Annotated in this window: 11 protein-coding genes; all 11 read right to left on the bottom strand. The window is 63.4% G+C overall.

Going from position 1 to position 17,357, the window contains the following annotated elements; translation table 11 throughout:
- Nucleotides 1-88: 88 nt before the first annotated feature.
- Entirely contained in the window at nucleotides 89-1,660 is a 1,572-nt protein-coding gene (gene urtB / locus Q8M42_RS07240) for an urea ABC transporter permease subunit UrtB (protein ID WP_304869442.1), read from the bottom strand.
- A 175-nt stretch (nucleotides 1,661-1,835) separates the two neighbouring features.
- A complete protein-coding gene (gene urtA, locus Q8M42_RS07235) occupies nucleotides 1,836-3,101 on the bottom strand; it encodes an urea ABC transporter substrate-binding protein (RefSeq protein WP_275960590.1) in 1,266 nt (421 codons plus the stop codon).
- A gap of 95 nt (nucleotides 3,102-3,196) precedes the next feature.
- Nucleotides 3,197-3,928: a GntR family transcriptional regulator gene (locus Q8M42_RS07230; protein WP_304869444.1), complete on the bottom strand. Its 732-nt coding sequence runs from the start codon at nucleotides 3,926-3,928 to the stop codon at nucleotides 3,197-3,199.
- 1 nt (nucleotide 3,929) lies between these two features.
- Nucleotides 3,930-7,559 carry an urea carboxylase gene (uca, locus tag Q8M42_RS07225; RefSeq protein WP_304869446.1) on the bottom strand — a complete coding sequence of 1,210 codons (3,630 nt, stop codon included), beginning with the start codon at nucleotides 7,557-7,559 and terminating at the stop codon, nucleotides 3,930-3,932.
- A 9-nt stretch (nucleotides 7,560-7,568) separates the two neighbouring features.
- Complete coding sequence (gene atzF, locus Q8M42_RS07220) at nucleotides 7,569-9,383, bottom strand: allophanate hydrolase (RefSeq protein WP_304869448.1); 1,815 nt, start codon at nucleotides 9,381-9,383, stop codon at nucleotides 7,569-7,571.
- A gap of 225 nt (nucleotides 9,384-9,608) precedes the next feature.
- The gene (locus Q8M42_RS07215) at nucleotides 9,609-10,205 is read right to left on the bottom strand and encodes a MarC family protein (RefSeq protein WP_090249576.1); all 597 of its coding nucleotides are present in this window, start codon (nucleotides 10,203-10,205) and stop codon (nucleotides 9,609-9,611) included.
- A 75-nt stretch (nucleotides 10,206-10,280) separates the two neighbouring features.
- Complete coding sequence (locus tag Q8M42_RS07210) at nucleotides 10,281-13,013, bottom strand: hybrid sensor histidine kinase/response regulator (protein ID WP_304869451.1); 2,733 nt, start codon at nucleotides 13,011-13,013, stop codon at nucleotides 10,281-10,283.
- A gap of 150 nt (nucleotides 13,014-13,163) precedes the next feature.
- Complete coding sequence (gene purD, locus Q8M42_RS07205) at nucleotides 13,164-14,453, bottom strand: phosphoribosylamine--glycine ligase (RefSeq protein ID WP_304869453.1); 1,290 nt, start codon at nucleotides 14,451-14,453, stop codon at nucleotides 13,164-13,166.
- A 175-nt stretch (nucleotides 14,454-14,628) separates the two neighbouring features.
- The gene (purH, locus tag Q8M42_RS07200) at nucleotides 14,629-16,236 is read right to left on the bottom strand and encodes a bifunctional phosphoribosylaminoimidazolecarboxamide formyltransferase/IMP cyclohydrolase (RefSeq protein WP_304869455.1); all 1,608 of its coding nucleotides are present in this window, start codon (nucleotides 16,234-16,236) and stop codon (nucleotides 14,629-14,631) included.
- 89 nt (nucleotides 16,237-16,325) lie between these two features.
- Complete coding sequence (gene fis / locus Q8M42_RS07195; protein WP_160013071.1) at nucleotides 16,326-16,646, bottom strand: DNA-binding transcriptional regulator Fis; 321 nt, start codon at nucleotides 16,644-16,646, stop codon at nucleotides 16,326-16,328.
- A partial coding sequence (gene dusB, locus Q8M42_RS07190) for a tRNA dihydrouridine synthase DusB (protein ID WP_305283877.1) occupies nucleotides 16,643-17,357 on the bottom strand: 715 nt, incomplete at its 5' end. The genes fis and dusB, both read right to left, overlap by 4 nt.

Raw genomic sequence — 17,357 nt, 5'->3', positions numbered from 1 at the left:
TGTAGGAGCGCGCCATGCGCGCGAACAATCGTGGCGACGCGGTCGCAGGCATGGCCAGCTCCTACGGTTGCATTGCAGCTAATCTGGCTCAATCGATCACCCGTCCTTTCAACGCAAACAGACCTTGCGGGCGTTTCTGAATAAACAGAATGATCAGCGCGAGGATCAGGATCTTGCCGAGCACGGCACCGATCTGTGGTTCGAGAATCTTGTTGGCGATGCCTAGGCCGAAGGCTGCCATCACGCTACCGGCCAACTGGCCGACGCCGCCGAGCACCACCACCAGGAAGGAATCGATGATGTAGCTCTGCCCCAGGTCGGGGCCGACGTTGCCGATCTGACTCAAGGCCACGCCGCCGAGTCCGGCGATACCGGAGCCCAAACCGAACGCCAGCATGTCCACCCGACCGGTCGGCACACCGCAGCAGGCAGCCATATTGCGGTTCTGGGTTACGGCGCGGACGTTAAGGCCGAGGCGGGTCTTGTTCAGCAGCAGCCAGGTCAGCACCACCACAAACAGGGCGAAGCCGATAATCACGATGCGGTTGTACGGCAGCACCAGGTTCGGCAGCACTTGAATGCCACCGGACAACCAGTAAGGGTTGGCCACTTCAACGTTCTGCGCGCCGAAGATCACCCGCACCAGCTGGATCAGGATCAGGCTGATGCCCCAGGTAGCGAGCAGGGTTTCCAGAGGGCGCCCGTAGAGGTGGCGAATCACCGTGCGTTCCAGCGCCATGCCGATGGCGGCGGTGACAAAGAACGCCACCGGCAGCGCCACCAGTGGATACAGCGCCAGGGCTTCCGGGGCGAAACGCTGGAACAGCACCTGCACCATATAGGTGGAGTAGGCGCCGAGCATCAGCATCTCGCCGTGGGCCATATTGATCACCCCGAGCAGGCCGAAGGTGATGGCCAGACCGAGCGCGGCCAACAGCAGAATCGAGCCGAGCGACAGGCCGCTAAAGGCCTGACCGAGCAGCTCACCAATCAGCAGTTTGCGTTTGACCTGGGCCAGGCTGGTTTCGGCGGCGGTGCGTACCGTTGGGTCGCTTTCCACGGCCGGGTCGAGCAGGGTTTCCAGGCGGGTGCGGGCCAGCGGGTCGCCGGTTTCACCGAGCAGGCGCACGGCAGCCAGGCGCACGGCCAGGTCGCTGTCGACCAGTTGCAGGTTGGCCAGCGCCAGGGTCAGGGCATCACGCACGCCGTCATCGGTTTCGCTGGCGACCTGGGCGTTAAGCAGTTGCAGCTGCGCCGGCTTGGCGCTCTTCTGCAGTTGCTTGGCGGCGGCCAGACGCAGCGCCGGGTCGTCGGCCAGCAGTTGGTGGCTGGCCAGTGCAGTGGCAGTCAGCCCGCGCAGGCGGTTATTTAGGCGCAGCTTCTTCGGTGTTTCGAGCGGTTGTGTGGCGCCTTCGGCGGGCTGATACGCGCCGCTTACTTCGATAAAGGCATTTTTCGCGCTGTCGGCCGCGACGCGGCCTTGTTGCAGGGCTTCGATCAGCGGCAGGCGCGCGGCATCCGGCGCGGCGGACCAGCTTTCCAGCAGGCTGGCCTGCTTGGCTGGGTTGGCGGCGACAAAGTCCTGGGCATCACCGGCGTGTGCGGCCAGGGGCAGCAGCAACAGCAGGCTCAGCAGAATTCGGCTAAAGGCAGTGGGCATGGGGCAGTCCTTCGATTACGGTCGTGCCCCGGACTTAATCCGGGTCACGTTTGCCCTCTCCCCAACCCTCTCCCATAAATGGGCGAGGGGGCTGACCGCGTCATACTGAAGATGCGTGGCTGTCGCTCCCCTCTCCCGCGTGCGGGAGAGGGGGTGGGGGAGAGGGGCTTTTGCCTTAGTTCGACTTCACCGCGTAATCCGGCTTCTTGTCGTTGCCTTCGATATACGGGCTCCACGGCTGGGCGCGGACCGGGCTGCTGGTTTCCCAGACCACGGAGAACTGACCGTCTTCCTGGATTTCACCGATCATCACCGGCTTGTGCAGGTGGTGGTTGGTCTTGTCCATGGTCAGGGTGTAGCCGCTTGGCGCGGCGAAGGTCTGGCCGTAAAGGGCGGTACGCACTTTATCGACGTCGGTGGTGCCGGCTTTTTCCACGGCCTGGGCCCACATATGAATGCCGACGTAGGTGGCTTCCATCGGGTCGTTGGTCACGGCCTTGTCGGCGCCTGGCAGGTTCTTGGCTTTGGCGTAGGCCTTCCACTTGGCGACGAACTCGCTGTTGACCGGGTTTTCCACGGACTGGAAGTAGTTCCACGCGGCCAGGTGACCGACCAGCGGCTTGGTGTCGATGCCGCGCAGTTCTTCTTCACCCACGGAGAAGGCCACCACCGGTACGTCGGTGGCTTCCAGGCCCTGGTTGGCCAGCTCCTTGTAGAACGGCACGTTGGAGTCGCCGTTTACAGTGGAGATCACCGCAGTCTTGCCGCCGGCAGAGAACTTCTTGATGTTGGCGACGATGGTTTGATAGTCGCTGTGACCGAACGGGGTGTAGACCTCTTCGATGTCTTTCTCGGCCACGCCCTTGCTGATCAGGAAGGCTCGCAGGATCTTGTTGGTGGTGCGCGGGTAGACGTAGTCGGTGCCGAGCAGGAAGTAGCGCTTGGCCGCGCCGCCGTCTTCGCTCATCAGGTACTCGACCGCCGGGATGGCCTGCTGGTTTGGCGCGGCGCCGGTGTAGAAGACGTTCGGCGACATCTCTTCGCCTTCGTACTGCACGGGGTAGAACAGCAGGCCGTTGAGTTCTTCATAGACCGGCAGCACGGATTTGCGCGACACCGAAGTCCAGCAGCCGAAGGTGACGTCGACTTTGTCCTGGGTCAGCAGTTGACGACCGCGTTCGGCGAACAGCGGCCAGTTCGAGGCGGGGTCGACCACTACCGGCTCCAGCTGCTTGCCGAGTACGCCGCCCTTGGCGTTGATTTCGTCGATGGTCATCAACGCCATGTCTTTCAGCGAAGTTTCCGAGATGGCCATGGTGCCGGACAGCGAGTGCAGGATGCCGACCTTGATGGTCTCGGCGGCCTGTACGGTCCAGGTCATGCCCATGGCGGCGATGGAAGCGGATAGGGTAAAGGCCTTGATCAGATTGCGACGTTGCATGGTGCGATCTCCATTCACGAACTTAAGTGTTTGAGCTGCTGGTTTTTAGTTGTTTGTCTGGCAGTTGAAACAGGGCGGGGCCCTGGGTCTTCACTTCAGGTCTTCACCTCTGGTGCCGGCATGGTGCGCTGACGCGCGCTATGCAGCATGTGCAGGGTGATCTTGCGCACTTCCGCCTTGCTGACCTCTATATGGGTCTTGAGCAATAGCTGTGCCTCTTCGCACCGGCGCGACAGAATCGCCGCGAGAATTTCTCCGTGTTCGTCGTAAGTGGCCGTTACGCGTGGGCCCTGGGTGAAGTCCAAGCGCCTGATAATGCGGATTTTCTCGCTCACCTCGGCGTGCAGGCGGGCCATTTCGCGGTTGCCGGCGGCTTCCACCAACTGGCAGTGAAACCGCTCATCCAGGCGCGAGACTTCGCGGCCGTCCTGTAAACGCTGCTCGGGTTGCACCAGCCAGGTGCGTTGAAGTTGCGCCAGTGCGTCGCTGTGCTCGTCTTGGGGGCGTTCGCACAAACGCCGCACGGCTTCCAGTTCCAGGACGATGCGCACTTCGTACAGCTCCTCAAAATGCGCGAAGTCGAACGGCTTGACCTGCCAGCCGCTGCGGAAATACACCTGCAGATAGTCCTCGCGTTGCAGGCGATACAGCGCCTGGCGCACCGGCGTACGGCTGACCGCCATGCGCTCGGCGATCTCACCTTCTGAGAAGCGATCACCGGGCAGCAGGCGGAACTCGAAGATGTCGTCCTTGAGCTGCTGATAGATGCGCTCGGCGAGGTTCTCCGGGCGCTCCTTGCCAGGTGCGGGCGCGCTGACCAGTTGCATCTCAGGCCGCCTCGGTGGGGGCGAGCAACAGCAGCGCATCGCCAGGGGTAACCGCCTTGCCGGGGGCGCAGCGCACCGACTTGACCATGCCGGCGAATGGCGCGGTGACCGCCAGCTCCATCTTCATCGCCTCAACCACCAGCAGCGGCGTACCGGCTTCCACCTGCTGGCCGGGCTCGACCAGCACCTTCCACACGCTGCCGCTCATCTCGGCGTTGACCATATGGCCGTCGTTGTCGCCATCCTCATCCGGGCTGCTGATCAGTGCGGCGGCCTCGCTGGGGTCGTCGTCGCGCCACAGTTGCACTTCGGCATCGAAGGCGGCTTTCTGCTGGTTCTGGAAGGCTTGAATGCTGCCTGCGTTGGCGGCGAGAAAGCGCTGGTACTCGGCAAAGTCGAACTCGCTGTGCTCGATGCGCACCTGCGCGCGGCCCTCGCGGAAGGCCTCGCGGAACTCATCCAGCTCGGCCTCGCTGACCGGGTAGAACTTCACCTGATCGAAGAACTGCAGCAGCCAGGGCTGACCATTCTCGAACTGCGGGTTCTTCACGTACTTGTTCCAGATCGGCAGGGTGCGGCCGACCAGTTGATAGCCGCCGGGCGAGTCCATGCCGTAGATGCACATATACATGCCGCCGATGCCCACGGTGCCTTCGGCGGTGTAGGTACGCGCCGGGTTGTACTTGGAGCTGAGCAGGCGATGGCGCGGGTCCAGCGGCACGGCGCAGGGCGCGTCGAGGTAGACATCGCCGAGGCCGAGGATCAGGTAGCTGGCATCAAACAGAATGTCTTTGACCTCATCGCGGCTGGCCAGGCCATTGGCGCGCTGGATAAAGTCGACGTTGTTCGGCAGCCAGGGCGCCTCGCTGCGCACGGTTTCCCGGTAGCGCTGCACGGCGGCGAGGGTGGCGCTGTCCTCGAAGGCCATGGGCAGGTGAACGATGCGCGTCGGCACCTTGAGGGTGGCCACGTCGCCAAGCTGTGCTTCCAGGCGCAGCAGGTGTTCAAGCAGCGCGCGCTGGTGCAGCACACGGCTGTCGTAGCGCAGCTGCAGTGAGCGCACGCCGGGGGCGAGTTCTTCCAGGCCAGCCAACGGCTCGGCCTTGAGTGCCTCCATCAGCAGGTGCACGCGCAGGCGCAGGGCCAGGTCGAGCACGTTGTCGCCGTACTCCAGCAGGATGTAGGCATCCCCTGCCTGGCGGTAGACCACATGCGGACGCTTGGCCGTGGCTGGCAGTTCGGCCAATACCGTGGCGGAAACAGTGTTCGATGGCAGCAAGGATGGCGCCGGCAGGCTGACCGCGCTGATCGCCGCCAGTGCGGCGATGCTGCCCAGCTGCGCCTGCTCCAGGCTCTGCGCCTGCTGAAAGCTGATGGGGTGAAAACGCAGTGTATCGCCGGGTTTGACCTGACCGATCTTCCACAGCTCGGCCTTGGCGATGGTCACCGGGCAGACGAAACCACCGAGGCTGGGGCCGTCCTTGGTCAGGATTACCGGGAAGTCACCGGTGAAGTTGATCGCGCCAATGGCGTATTCGCAGTCGTGCACGTTGGACGGGTGCAGGCCAGCTTCGCCGCCATCGGCCCGCGCCCAGCTTGGCTTCGGGCCACTGAGACGCACGCCGAGGCGGTTGGAGTTGTAGTGCACCTGCCATTCGGCGGCGAAGAACTCTTCGATGGACTGCGCGGTGAAGAAATCCGGTGCGCCGTGCGGGCCGTAAAGCACGCCGATATTCCAGGTGCTGCCGTAGTTGGGAATCAGGCTGGCATCCAGCGCCTGCGGCGCGTTGATTGGCGCCGGGGTGGTGCAGGCGGCAAGCTCGGGTTGCGAGATGGCCAGCATATCCGCCGGGCGCAGGGTGCGTCCTGCATGCCCGCCGAACTGACCAAGAGCAAAGGTCGAGCGGCTGCCCAGGTACAGCGGCACGTCCAGGCCATTGCGTACCGCCAGGTAAGTGCGGCAACCGCTGCTGGCGCGGCCGAGCTTGAGCGTTTGCCCGGCGCTGACGCGGATCGGCGCCCAGTAGGCAACCGCTTCGCCGTCCAGCTCGGCCGGGCAGTCGGCGCCGGTCAGGGCGATCAATGCGTCACTGTGAAAGCGCAGGGTTGGGCCTTGCAGGGTGAATTCCAGGGCGGCGGCATCGTTATGGTTGCCGACAATGCGGTTGGCCAGGCGGAAGGCCAGGTCGTCCATGGGCCCCGAGGGTGGCACGCCGACATCCCAGTAGCCGAGGCGGCCTGGGTAGTCCTGCACGCTGGAGTAGGTGCCGGGCTCCAGCACCTCAATCACGCTGGCCTTGAATTGGAAGCTGTCGAGCAGGCGCGTCCACACCGCGCCGGCATGAAAGCGCGGCTCGGCCACCACCTGGCGCAGGTAGTCGAGGTTGCTGGCGATGCCATGCAGGCGGGTTTCGCCCAAGGCCTTCTGCAGCTTGGCGATGGCATCAGCGCGGGTGTCGGCATGCACGATCAGCTTGGCGATCATTGGATCGTAAAAAGCCGAGACCTCGCTGCCGGTGCTGACCCAGCCATCCAGGCGCACATCCGCCGGGAAGTGCACGTCGGTAAGCACGCCCGGGCTGGGCTGGAAGTTCTTCAGTGGGTCTTCGGCGTAGATCCTTACCTCGATGGCGGCGCCTTGCGGGGCGCGATTCAGCGCGGTCCAGTCCAGGCTATCGGCGGCAGCCACGCGCAGCATGCATTCGATCAGATCAAGGCCGGTGACCAGCTCGGTAACCGGGTGCTCGACCTGCAGGCGGGTATTCACTTCGAGGAAGTAGAAAGCATCGCGGGCGCCGTCGTAGATAAATTCCACGGTGCCGGCGCTGCGGTAGTTGACCGACTCGCCCAGCTGCACGGCGGCGGCATGCAGCTTCTCGCGGGTGGTTTGCGGCAGGTTGGGCGCCGGGGTTTCCTCGACCACTTTCTGGTTGCGCCGCTGCAGCGAGCAGTCGCGCTCACCGAGGGCGGCGACGCGGCCTGCGCCGTCGCCGAAAATCTGCACTTCGATATGCCGCGCCTGGTCGACAAAGCATTCGAGAAACACCCCGGCATCGCTGAAGAACTGCTCGCCCATGCGCTTGACGCTGTCGTAGGCGGCGCTCAGGGCGGCTGCATCGTCGCAGCGGGTCAGGCCGATGCCGCCACCGCCGGCGGTGGTCTTGAGCATCACCGGGTAGCCGATGCGTGCGGCAGATTCCAGCGCCTGTTCCAGGCTGTCGAGCAGACCGGTGCCGGGGGCCATGGGCACGCCGGCTGCACCTGCCAGCTCGCGGGCGCGGTGCTTGAGGCCGAACTCGCGGATCTGCTCGCCGGTCGGGCCGACAAAGGCGATGCCCGCGGCTTCGCAGGCATCGGCGAACTCGGCGCTTTCCGAGAGAAAGCCGTAACCGGGGTAGATCGCCTGGGCGCCGGTTTCCTTGGCAGCGGCGAGAATCTTGTCGATCCGCAGGTAGCTGTCGGCCGGCTTGTCGCCGCCCAGGGCGATGGCGATATCAGCATCGCGCACATGCTGGGCATTGCGGTCGGCGTCGGAGTAGACGGCGACGCTCTTCACCCCAAGACGCTTGAGGGTGCGCATGGCGCGGACGGCGATCTCGCCACGGTTTGCAATCAGTACGGTAGTAAACATGCTCTCTCCTTAAGCCTTAGCTGCGTTGGCGTTCTGTGCGGCGATAAACGCGCGCCAGCCGCCAAAGCTGGTGATATCGCGGGCGCCATCCAGGGCGTAGGGCTCGCAGATAAAGCCTTTGACCCAGCGACCATCGGCCAGCTGCAGATTGCCGATACCCAGCGGTGCGGGGATTTCCGCGACAAATTCGCCAAAGCGCGCCTGGGGGATATCCCAGAGCTCGACAATGATTGCCGCGCCGTCCTCGCTCACCCGCGCCAGCCCCGGTTTCGGCGGCACGGTGCCGGGCAGGGCATACAGGCGATAGGTGGCGGCGCTGGTGGTTTGCTCGACCAGCACGGCGTCGCGCGTGGTGAGCTGGAAGTTCAGCGGCATGCCCGTCAGGTGTGCGCCGACCACGGCGACGCGCACGCTGCCGGGGGCTGGCGTGCTGCTCGGCGCCTGCTCGGGCAATGCTTTACCCGTGGCGCCCAGCGGTAGCTTGAGCGCTTGCTGCCAGCGTTGACCGAAGGCAGCCAGGGCCTGGTCGTGCCAGGCTGGGGCGATCAGGGTTATGCCGGCCGGCAAACCGTCGCCACGCAAGCCCGCCGGTACGGCCAGCGCGGATAGGTCGGCGAGGTTGGTGAAGTTGGTGTAGGTGCCGAACTGGCTGTTGAACAGCACCGGCTCTGCGTCCATCTCAGCGAGGCTGCGAAGGGTCGGCGAGGTCGGTACGACTAGAGCATCGAAACCGGCCAGGATGTCGTTGATCGTGCGGCTCAGTTCGGCGCGAATATATTCGGCTTTGTAAGCGTCGCAGGCGCTGTATTTATGGCCGCCCGCGACGATGCCGCGCACCACCGGGTTGATATGTGCCGGGTCGACGCCTTCCAGCGCCACCGTGCGCTCGGCGACCCAGCTGCCGTAATACAGCTGCTCAGCCAGTTGCTGGAAGGGCGTGAAATCGATGTCCACCAGCTCTGCGCCCAGTTCGCGCAGTGTGCCCAGGGCTGCCTCGAAGACGGCCTGGTTCTGCGTGTCGCCAAAGAACTCAGGGTTGCTCGGTATCGCCAGGCGCGGCCGGGCCGGCATACCGACTTTGGCGCTGCCTGGGTTTTTGCGGCTGTAGGGATCGGCTGCGTCATAGCCGCCGGCAATCTGCGCCACGCTCAGGGCATCGCTGACGGTCAGGGCAAAGACCGAGATGCAATCAAGCGTCTTGCAGGCCGGCACCAGGCCGCTATTGGACAGCCAGCCCTTGCTCGGCTTGAGCCCGACAATATTGTTGAAGCCAGCCGGCACGCGGCCGGAGCCGGCGGTGTCGGTGCCCAGCGAGAAAGGCACCAGGCCGCGCGCGACCACACTGGCCGAGCCGGAGCTGGAACCGCCGCTGACGTAGTCCGGGTTAAAGCTGTTGCACACCGCACCGTGGGGTGAGCGGGTGCCGACCAGGCCGGTGGCGAACTGGTCGAGGTTGGTCTTGCCGATCAGGATGGCGCCCGCCGCCCGCAGCTTGGCCACCACCGTGGCGTCGGCTGCCGCGCTGTAGGCGAACTCGGGGCAGGCAGCGGTGGTGGGCCAGCCGGCGGCGTCGATATTGTCCTTGATGGCAAAGGGCACACCGTACAGCGGCAGCTTGCTGAGCTCGCCGTTGGAGGCGTCGAGTAGCGCTGACAAGCTATCGAGCTGGGCGTTGAGCTGAGAGTCGCTGGCCAGGGCGATCCAGGCATTGTCCTCTGTGCTCAGTTCGAGGCGCAGACTATGTAGCAGCTCGGCGGGCGATTGACCATCGCGGTAGGTCTGTTGCCAGTCGGCGAGGGTGAAGGCGATAGGGGCGTTGGACATGCTCTGAAATTCCATCTTGTATCCAAGTGATGGAATGCCTAGAGCAATGTCAGTGCCAGTTATTTAAAGTGCTTTATTTTCAAATAGTTAGATTGATTTTGCGGGCGCCGCGAGGGTTTTTTCACGCCGTCATGCACCGCAGCAGGGCTGTGCTGCATGCGGATGGTGCAAGGTTGTGGGTATTACACGGGAAGGGCTACGGCACCGTATTGACCGCGCAGGGGGTTACAGCGCGAGGTAGTTCTTGACCCCGGTAAAGATGATCTGCGCGGCCAGGGCGCAGACAAACAGGCCCATCAGGCGGCTGACGATCTGCAGACCCTGATCACCGAGCAGGCGCTCGAACTGGTTGGACATATACAGCACCACGCCCACTGTGAGACTGGCCAGGGCGATGCCCAGCACCGCCACGGCCTTGTCGCCCCAATCCGGTTGGCTGGCGCCCATCAACAGCAACGCACCGATGGTGCCGGGGCCGACGGTGAGCGGGATGGTCAGCGGCACGATGGTCACGTCCTGCTGCACGTTATCGCTTTGCACCGCCGACTTGCCCTGGGCCATGCCGAGGGCCGAGATAAACAGTACGCTGCCAGCGCCGATACGGAAGGCGTCGATGGTGATGCCGAACAGGGTGAAGATGTGCTTGCCGAACAGATACAGCAGTACGCTGGCGATCAACACGCCGAGGGCGACCTTCCAGGCCAGGCGCTTGCGCTCCTTGACCGTGTAGCCGCGGCTTAGGCCGATAAAACACGACAGCACGAAGAACGGGCTATAGAGCACCAGCAGTTTCAAATACAGGCTGAACAGCGCGGACGCCATGGAAAGGACTCGTCTCGATAAAGAAGGGTGGCAGGGTAAGAGTCTAGCGGCCGTCGGGCAATCCCGGCCGCATCTTCAGGAAGGCAGGGCGTCGCGCTGACGGCGGATTTCCCGCTCGGCAACCCAGTGTTCGATCAGCTCGCGCAGTTGCGACATTTCCACCGGCTTGGACATGTGCCCGTCCATGCCGACCTGGCGTGCGCGCTCCTTGTGTTCATTGAGGATATGCGCAGTGAGCGCCACCACCGGGGTGCGCGCGCGCTGTTCGGCGGCTTCCCAGGCGCGCAGCTGCTCGGTGGCGGAGAAGCCGTCGAGCACCGGCATTTCGCAGTCCATCAGCACCAGGTCGTACTGTTGGGCCTTCATCGCACTGAGGGCTTCTTCACCGTTGCTGGCGGTGTCGGGCTGCAGGTTGAGCTTGCCGAGCATGCCGCGGATCACCTTGGTGGAGATGGTGTTGTCCTCGGCCACCAGGATGCGGAAGTCGCCGGGCACGTTCAGCGGTGCGCTGACCGGCGTCGGGCTGAACATCGGCGAATCGCCCTTGCCGCGCTGCGCCAGTTCATCGGCCAGGGTGGTTTTCAGGGTGTAGCCGGCCACCGGCTTGGCCAGGATGCGCTTGATCCCGGCGTTGCGCGCGATGATCTTGCTCGGCGCATTGCTGATGCCGGTGAGCATGATCACCAGGATATCGTGATTGAGGTTGGCGTCTTCCTTGATCCGCGCGGCCAGCTGCATACCGGTCATGCCGGGCATGTCCTGATCGAGCAGCACGGCATCGAAGTATTCACGCAGATGCGCCTTGGTGCGCAGCAGGGCCATGGCCTCTTTACCCGAGGGCACGGCGCTGACCTGCATGCCCCAGGCGCTGCATTGCTGCACCAGGACTTTGCGGCAGGTGTCGTTGTCGTCCACCACCAGCAGGCGCGCGCCTTGCAACGAGGCGTCGAGATCGGCGGTGGGCTGCTCCAGGCGCGTGGTGTCCAGTGGCAGGGTCAGCCACAGGGTGGAGCCCTGGCTGCCGCCGCTCTGGATGCCGAACTCGCCGTCCATCAGGCGTACCAGCTGGCGGGCGATGACCAGGCCGAGGCGGCCGCCGAGTTTGGTCGCGGCGAGGAAGTCCTTGCTGTGCAATTCGGCATTCAGCAGTGCGTCGCGTTCGCTGGCGTCCAGCGGCTTGCCACTGTCCTGCACGGCAATGCGCAGGCGCGGTTGCTCGCCGGCGGTGTCCAGGGCCACAACCAGGAGAATTTCGCCTTCGTCGGTCTGTTTGAAGGCGTTGTCCAGCAGGCTCAGCAGGGTCTGGCGCAGGCGTGTGGGGTCACCGCTGATGACCCGTGGCACTTGCGGCTGCATAAAACTGATCAGTTCGACCTTCTGCTGTTCGGCCTTGGCGCGGAAGATATCCAGGCAGTCTTCGATTAGCGCGTTGAGGTCGAACTGCACGTCATCCAGCTCGATCTGCCCGGATTCGAGCTTGGAGATATCGAGGATTTCGTTGATCAGGGTGAGTAACTCGTTGCCCGAGCTGTGGATGGTTTGTACGTAGTCGCGCTGTTTGGCGGATAGCGGGGTGCCGAGCAGCAGCTCGGTCATGCCCAGCACGCCATTCATCGGCGTGCGGATTTCGTGGCTGATCTTGGCGAGAAATTCCGCTTTGGCTTTCAGTTCGGCGGAGCTGGCAGCGAGGGCACGGCTGGTGCTGAACTGGTCCTGCATGATGCGTCGCTGTCGCTCGCTCAGCGCCATGCTGAGGATAAAACCGCTGACGGCGGTGACGGCGAGCAGGCCGTAGGCCATCCATTCGCTCTGCACCGCCCAGTAACCGAAGAGGATCGGCAGGGCGCCGATAAAGGCTGCGCAGAACAGCAGCACTGCCAGGCTGAACAGCCGCGCCGGCTGGTAGCCATGCCGCCAGTGGGTCAGCGACACCAGCAGAATGCTCAGGCCGGCGACGGCGTTGAGCAGATAGACCAGTTGATTGAACTGCAGATTAGTCGCCACCAGCAGCGCCACGCAGACCAGGCTGATAACTGCCACTTCGCCGGTGAGCAGGTGGTTCAGCGGCGTACTCGGACAGACCTTGTGGAAGAAGCTGGCGGTGAAACACAGGGCGCAGAGCGCGGCCAGCAGCATCGATAGGTTGGCAATCTGCGGCTGCAGGCTTTGCCATTCACTGAGCCAGGGCGTGCTGATACCGAGTAGGCTGACCACCGCGATCAGCTGGCAGACCTGAGTAGCCGCCAGCCACAGGCCGCTGACGGCGCGGGTGTAGGCAAAACGCACAAGGTTATAGGCCACCAGCATGCCGAGGCAGCCGAGCAATAGGCCGAACAGCAGCGGGCGGTTGTCATCGGCAACCATCGCCTGCGCACTTTGCAGGGTAATGCTGGGGCGCAGCGAGTGTTCCGAGGCCAGGCGCAGGTAGATATCCAGCGGCTGTTCGGCCTTGGGCAGCGGCAGGAGGAAATCGCGGCTGGCCAGCGGCCGGCTGGAAAACGGCAGGTTGCTGCCGGTGTGTGCCTGCTCAATCAGCGTATCGCCTTGCAACACGTAGAGGTCGAGGTAGGCCAGGTAGGGCGCGAATACCCGCAGCATTTGCGCATCGGTGTTGGCCGGCATGCGGTGATGCAGCCACAGCGCACTGTTGCCGCCGGGAGTGTAAAGCTGGGTGAGATCGGTGGAGCGGAACTGCGCGAGGCGCTCGGGGCTGCGTACATCATTGAATTGCAGCGCGGCGCTCGGGTCGGTCAGGCTGGACCAGGATGCCTGCGCCCCTGCCTGAGCCGACGCTAGGGGGAGCGCCATCAGCAGCGTGCTGAGTAGCAGGTAGGTGGCAATCCTCAGCCGGCGCACAGTGAAGTCCCTTCAGAAATAAGTGGTCGGATTATAGCCAAGCTGTTCGCGAGGGAAATATGACAAAGGTGGCCAATTGGCCACCTTTGTCGTTAATTACCTTCACTTATCCCCGCGTTCACGGGCAATGGCGCGGTAACCGATGTCGTTGCGGTAGAAGCTGCCGCTCCAGCGGATCTTCTCGGCCAGGCGATAGGCCTGTTGTTGGGCTTCTTCAACCGTGCGGCCGATGGCGGTGGCGCAGAGTACGCGACCACCAGCGGTGACGATCTGGCCGTCCTTCAGTGCGGTGCCGGCATGGAAGACTTTACCGTCCAGTTGCGCTGCAGCATCCAGACCTTCGATCACATCGCCCTTGGCGTAATCGGCCGGGTAACCCCCGGCGGCGATCACTACACCCACGGTCGGACGTGGGTCCCAGGTGGCTTCGACCTTATCCAGCGCCTTGGCCAGTGCGGCTTCGACCAGCAGCACCAGAGAAGATTCCAGGCGGCACATGATCGGCTGAGTTTCCGGGTCGCCGAAGCGGCAGTTGAACTCGATCACCTTGGGTTTGCCGGCCTTGTCGATCATCAGCCCGGCGTAGAGGAAGCCGGTGTAGACGTTGCCTTCGCTGGCCATGCCGCGCACGGTCGGGTAGATCACTTCGTCCATCACCCGCTGGTGCACCTCGGCGGTGACCACTGGAGCTGGCGAGTAGGCGCCCATGCCGCCGGTGTTCGGCCCGGTGTCGGCGTCGCCGACACGCTTGTGGTCCTGGCTGGTGGCCATTGGCAGCACGTTTTCGCCGTCGACCATGACGATAAAGCTGGCTTCTTCGCCGTCGAGGAATTCCTCGATCACCACGCGCGAACCGGCTTCGCCAAAGGCATTGCCGGCGAGCATATCGCGCACGGCGTCTTCGGCCTCGCTCAGGGTCATAGCGACGATCACGCCTTTACCCGCGGCCAGGCCGTCGGCCTTGATCACGATCGGCGCGCCGACCTTTTGCAGGTAGGCCAGGGCCGGCTCGACTTCGGTGAAGTTCTGGTAGTCGGCGGTAGGGATGTTCTGGCGGGCGAGGAAGTCCTTGGTAAAGGCCTTGGAGCCTTCCAGCTGCGCAGCGGCGGCGGTTGGGCCGAAGATGTCCAGCTTGCGCGAACGGAACAGATCAACCACGCCTTTTACCAGCGGCGCTTCCGGGCCAACGATGGTCAATTGCACGTTCTTTTCGGCAAAATCAGCCAGTTGCTCGATGGCCAGTACGTCGATCGCGACGTTCTCGCACTTGGGCTCAACGGCAGTGCCGGCGTTGCCCGGTGCAACGAAGACTTTCTCGACGCGCTTGTCCTGCGCCACTTTCCAGGCTAGGGCGTGTTCACGACCGCCGCTGCCAATGATCAATACGTTCATGGGGTTCTCCTGAGCGTAGCCCGGATGCAATCCGGGGCTTTTAAATGGGGCGCTCCCGGATTTCATCCGGGCTACGTGCTGAAATCGTGTTGCGATGGGTATCGCCTACGGCTCCACCCATCCTACGAATCTGCGCTGCCCGTAGGATGGGTGGAGCGCAGCGATACCCATCAAATCAATGACGGAAATGACGCATGCCGGTAAACACCATCGCGATGTTGGCCTCGTCCGCTGCGGCAATCACTTCCGCATCGCGCATCGAGCCACCCGGCTGGATCACTGCGGTGATGCCATTGGCAGCAGCGTTGTCCAGGCCGTCACGGAACGGGAAGAAGGCGTCGGAGGCCATTACCGAGCCGGCGACCTGCAGGCCGGCGTGCTCGGCCTTGATTGCGGCGATACGTGCCGAGTTGACGCGGCTCATCTGGCCGGCGCCGACACCGATGGTCTGGCGGCCCTTGGCGTAGACGATGGCGTTGGATTTAACGAACTTGGCTACTTTCCAGGCGAAGATCAGGTCATGGATTTCCTGCTCGCTCGGCGCGCGCTGGGTGACGATTTTCAGGTCTTCTGCCTTGATCATGCCAATGTCGCGGCTTTGTACTAGCAGGCCGCCATTGACGCGCTTGAAGTCCCAGCCGGCGCTGCGCTCGGCCGGCCATTCGCCGCACTCCAGCAAGCGCACGTTGGCTTTGGCGGCGACGATGGCGCGGGCTTCGGCACTGATTTTCGGCGCGATAATTACTTCGACGAACTGACGCTCGACGATGGCCTGGGCGGTGGCACCGTCCAGCTCACGGTTGAAGGCGATGATGCCGCCAAACGCGGATTCGGTGTCGGTGGCGTAGGCCAGCTCGTAGGCCTGGCGGATGCCGCCTTCGCTGTCCAGGGCCACGGCCACGCCGCACGGGTTGGCGTGCTTGACGATCACGCAGGCGGGTTTGACGAAGCTCTTCACGCATTCCAGCGCGGCGTCGGTGTCGGCCACGTTGTTGAACGACAGTTCTTTACCCTGCAGCTGGATGGCGCTGGCCACGCTGGCCTCGCCCTTCTGCGCTTCCACGTAGAACGCCGCGCTCTGGTGCGGGTTCTCGCCGTAGCGCATTTCCTGGGCCTTGATGAACTGGCTGTTGAAAGTGCGCGGGAAAGCGCCGCGTTCTTCGGTGCTCAGGGTGTCACGGCTCTGGTCGATGGTGCCCAGGTAGTTGGCGATCATGCCGTCGTAGGCCGCAGTGTGCTCGAAAGCTTTCAGGGCCAGGTCGAAGCGCTGGGCGTAGCTCAGACCACCGGCCTTGAGGCTATCGACTATGCTGGCGTAGTCGCCAGCGTTGACCACGATGGCCACGTCTTTGTGGTTCTTCGCTGCAGAACGGACCATGGTCGGGCCGCCGATGTCGATGTTCTCGATGGCGTCGGCCAGGTCACAACCCGGCTTGGCCACGGTTGCCGCGAAGGGGTAGAGGTTGACCGCGACCAGGTCGATTGGCTTGATGCCGTGCTCGTCCATTACCGCGCCGTCGATGGCGCGACGGCCGAGGATGCCACCGTGGATCTTCGGGTGCAGGGTCTTCACACGACCGTCCATCATTTCCGGGAAGCCGGTGTAGTCGGCGACTTCCACAGCAGCGATGCCGTTGTCCTTGAGCAGCTTGTAAGTGCCGCCGGTGGAGAGGATTTCCACATTCAGGGCGACGAGCTCGCGGGCAAACTCAAGGATGCCGGTCTTGTCGGAAACACTGATCAAGGCACGGCGAACGGGGAGGCGGGTGGTCTGGTCGGTCATTTCAGAATCCATCAGAGCAGAAGTATTGGCAAAGGCGTTATCAGCAAAAAAGGCGGCTCATGTGGGCCGCCCTATTCGGGAGTTCGGGGTTACAGCAGGTCGTATTGCTTGAGCTTCTTGCGCAGGGTGCCGCGATTCAGGCCGAGCAGCTCGGAGGCCTTGGTCTGGTTGCCCTTGACGTAGTTCATCACGGTTTCCAGCAGTGGCGCTTCCACTTCGGTGAGCACCAGGTTGTACACGTCACTGACGTCGGCGCCCTCAAGATGGGCGAAATAATTGTGCAGGGCCTTCTCAACGCTGCCGCGCAGGGTTTGCCCCTCTTCGCTTGGCGTATTGAGATGCTGCTTCAAACTGCTGTTGTCACTCACGGGAGCCATTCCACTCTCTAAGGTCTCAGTCAACATCGTCATGCGGCCACCCCTTCTCCATTGTTATGACGTTCGCTGAAGAACTCGCGAACGTTGGTGCACTGCGCGTCCGTACTGTCCAGACGATTGAATTGGGCGCGGAACTCCCTGGCGCCCGGCAAGGTTGCGAGATACCAACTGACATGCTTGCGGGCAATGCGAACGCCCATTACATCGCCGTAGAAGGCGTGCAGTGCAGCCAGATGTTCAAGCAGAATGCGTTCCACTTCGAGCAGGCTAGGTGCCGGGAGTTGTTCACCGGTACGCAGGTAGTGCTCGATCTCACGGAATATCCACGGCCGGCCCTGTGCCGCGCGACCGATCAACAGGCCATCAGCGCCAGTGGCGGCGAGTACGGCTTTGGCCTTCTGCGGCGAATCGATATCGCCGTTGGCCAGCACCGGAATCGACACCGCCTGCTTGATCGCGGCGATGGTGTCGTACTCGGCCTCACCCATATACAGGTCGGCGCGGGTGCGGCCATGCACGGCCAGCGCGACAATGCCGGCATCTTCGGCGATTTTCGCCACGGCAATGCCGTTCTTGTTCTCACGGTCCCAGCCAGTGCGGATCTTCAGGGTCACCGGCACATTCACGGCGGCGACCACGGCCTGAAGAATCTCGCGAACTAACACTTCGTCTTTCAATAGGGCGGAGCCGGCGGCCTTGTTGCAGACCTTCTTGGCCGGGCAGCCCATGTTGATGTCGATGATC

Source organism: Pseudomonas sp., from assembly GCF_030684895.1.
Lineage (GTDB): Bacteria > Pseudomonadota > Gammaproteobacteria > Pseudomonadales > Pseudomonadaceae > Aquipseudomonas.
This window is presented reverse-complemented; position numbering and strand designations above follow the sequence as displayed.

Coding starts and splice junctions, on each gene's coding strand:
- uca (WP_304869446.1), bottom strand. CDS start 7,559: ATGTTTACTACCGTACTGATTGCAAACCGTGGCGAGATCGCCGTCCGC.
- urtA (WP_275960590.1), bottom strand. CDS start 3,101: ATGCAACGTCGCAATCTGATCAAGGCCTTTACCCTATCCGCTTCCATC.
- Q8M42_RS07210 (WP_304869451.1), bottom strand. CDS start 13,013: ATGGCGCTCCCCCTAGCGTCGGCTCAGGCAGGGGCGCAGGCATCCTGG.
- atzF (WP_304869448.1), bottom strand. CDS start 9,383: ATGTCCAACGCCCCTATCGCCTTCACCCTCGCCGACTGGCAACAGACC.
- Q8M42_RS07230 (WP_304869444.1), bottom strand. CDS start 3,928: ATGCAACTGGTCAGCGCGCCCGCACCTGGCAAGGAGCGCCCGGAGAAC.
- fis (WP_160013071.1), bottom strand. CDS start 16,646: ATGACGATGTTGACTGAGACCTTAGAGAGTGGAATGGCTCCCGTGAGT.
- purH (WP_304869455.1), bottom strand. CDS start 16,236: ATGACCGACCAGACCACCCGCCTCCCCGTTCGCCGTGCCTTGATCAGT.
- urtB (WP_304869442.1), bottom strand. CDS start 1,660: ATGCCCACTGCCTTTAGCCGAATTCTGCTGAGCCTGCTGTTGCTGCTG.
- purD (WP_304869453.1), bottom strand. CDS start 14,453: ATGAACGTATTGATCATTGGCAGCGGCGGTCGTGAACACGCCCTAGCC.
- Q8M42_RS07215 (WP_090249576.1), bottom strand. CDS start 10,205: ATGGCGTCCGCGCTGTTCAGCCTGTATTTGAAACTGCTGGTGCTCTAT.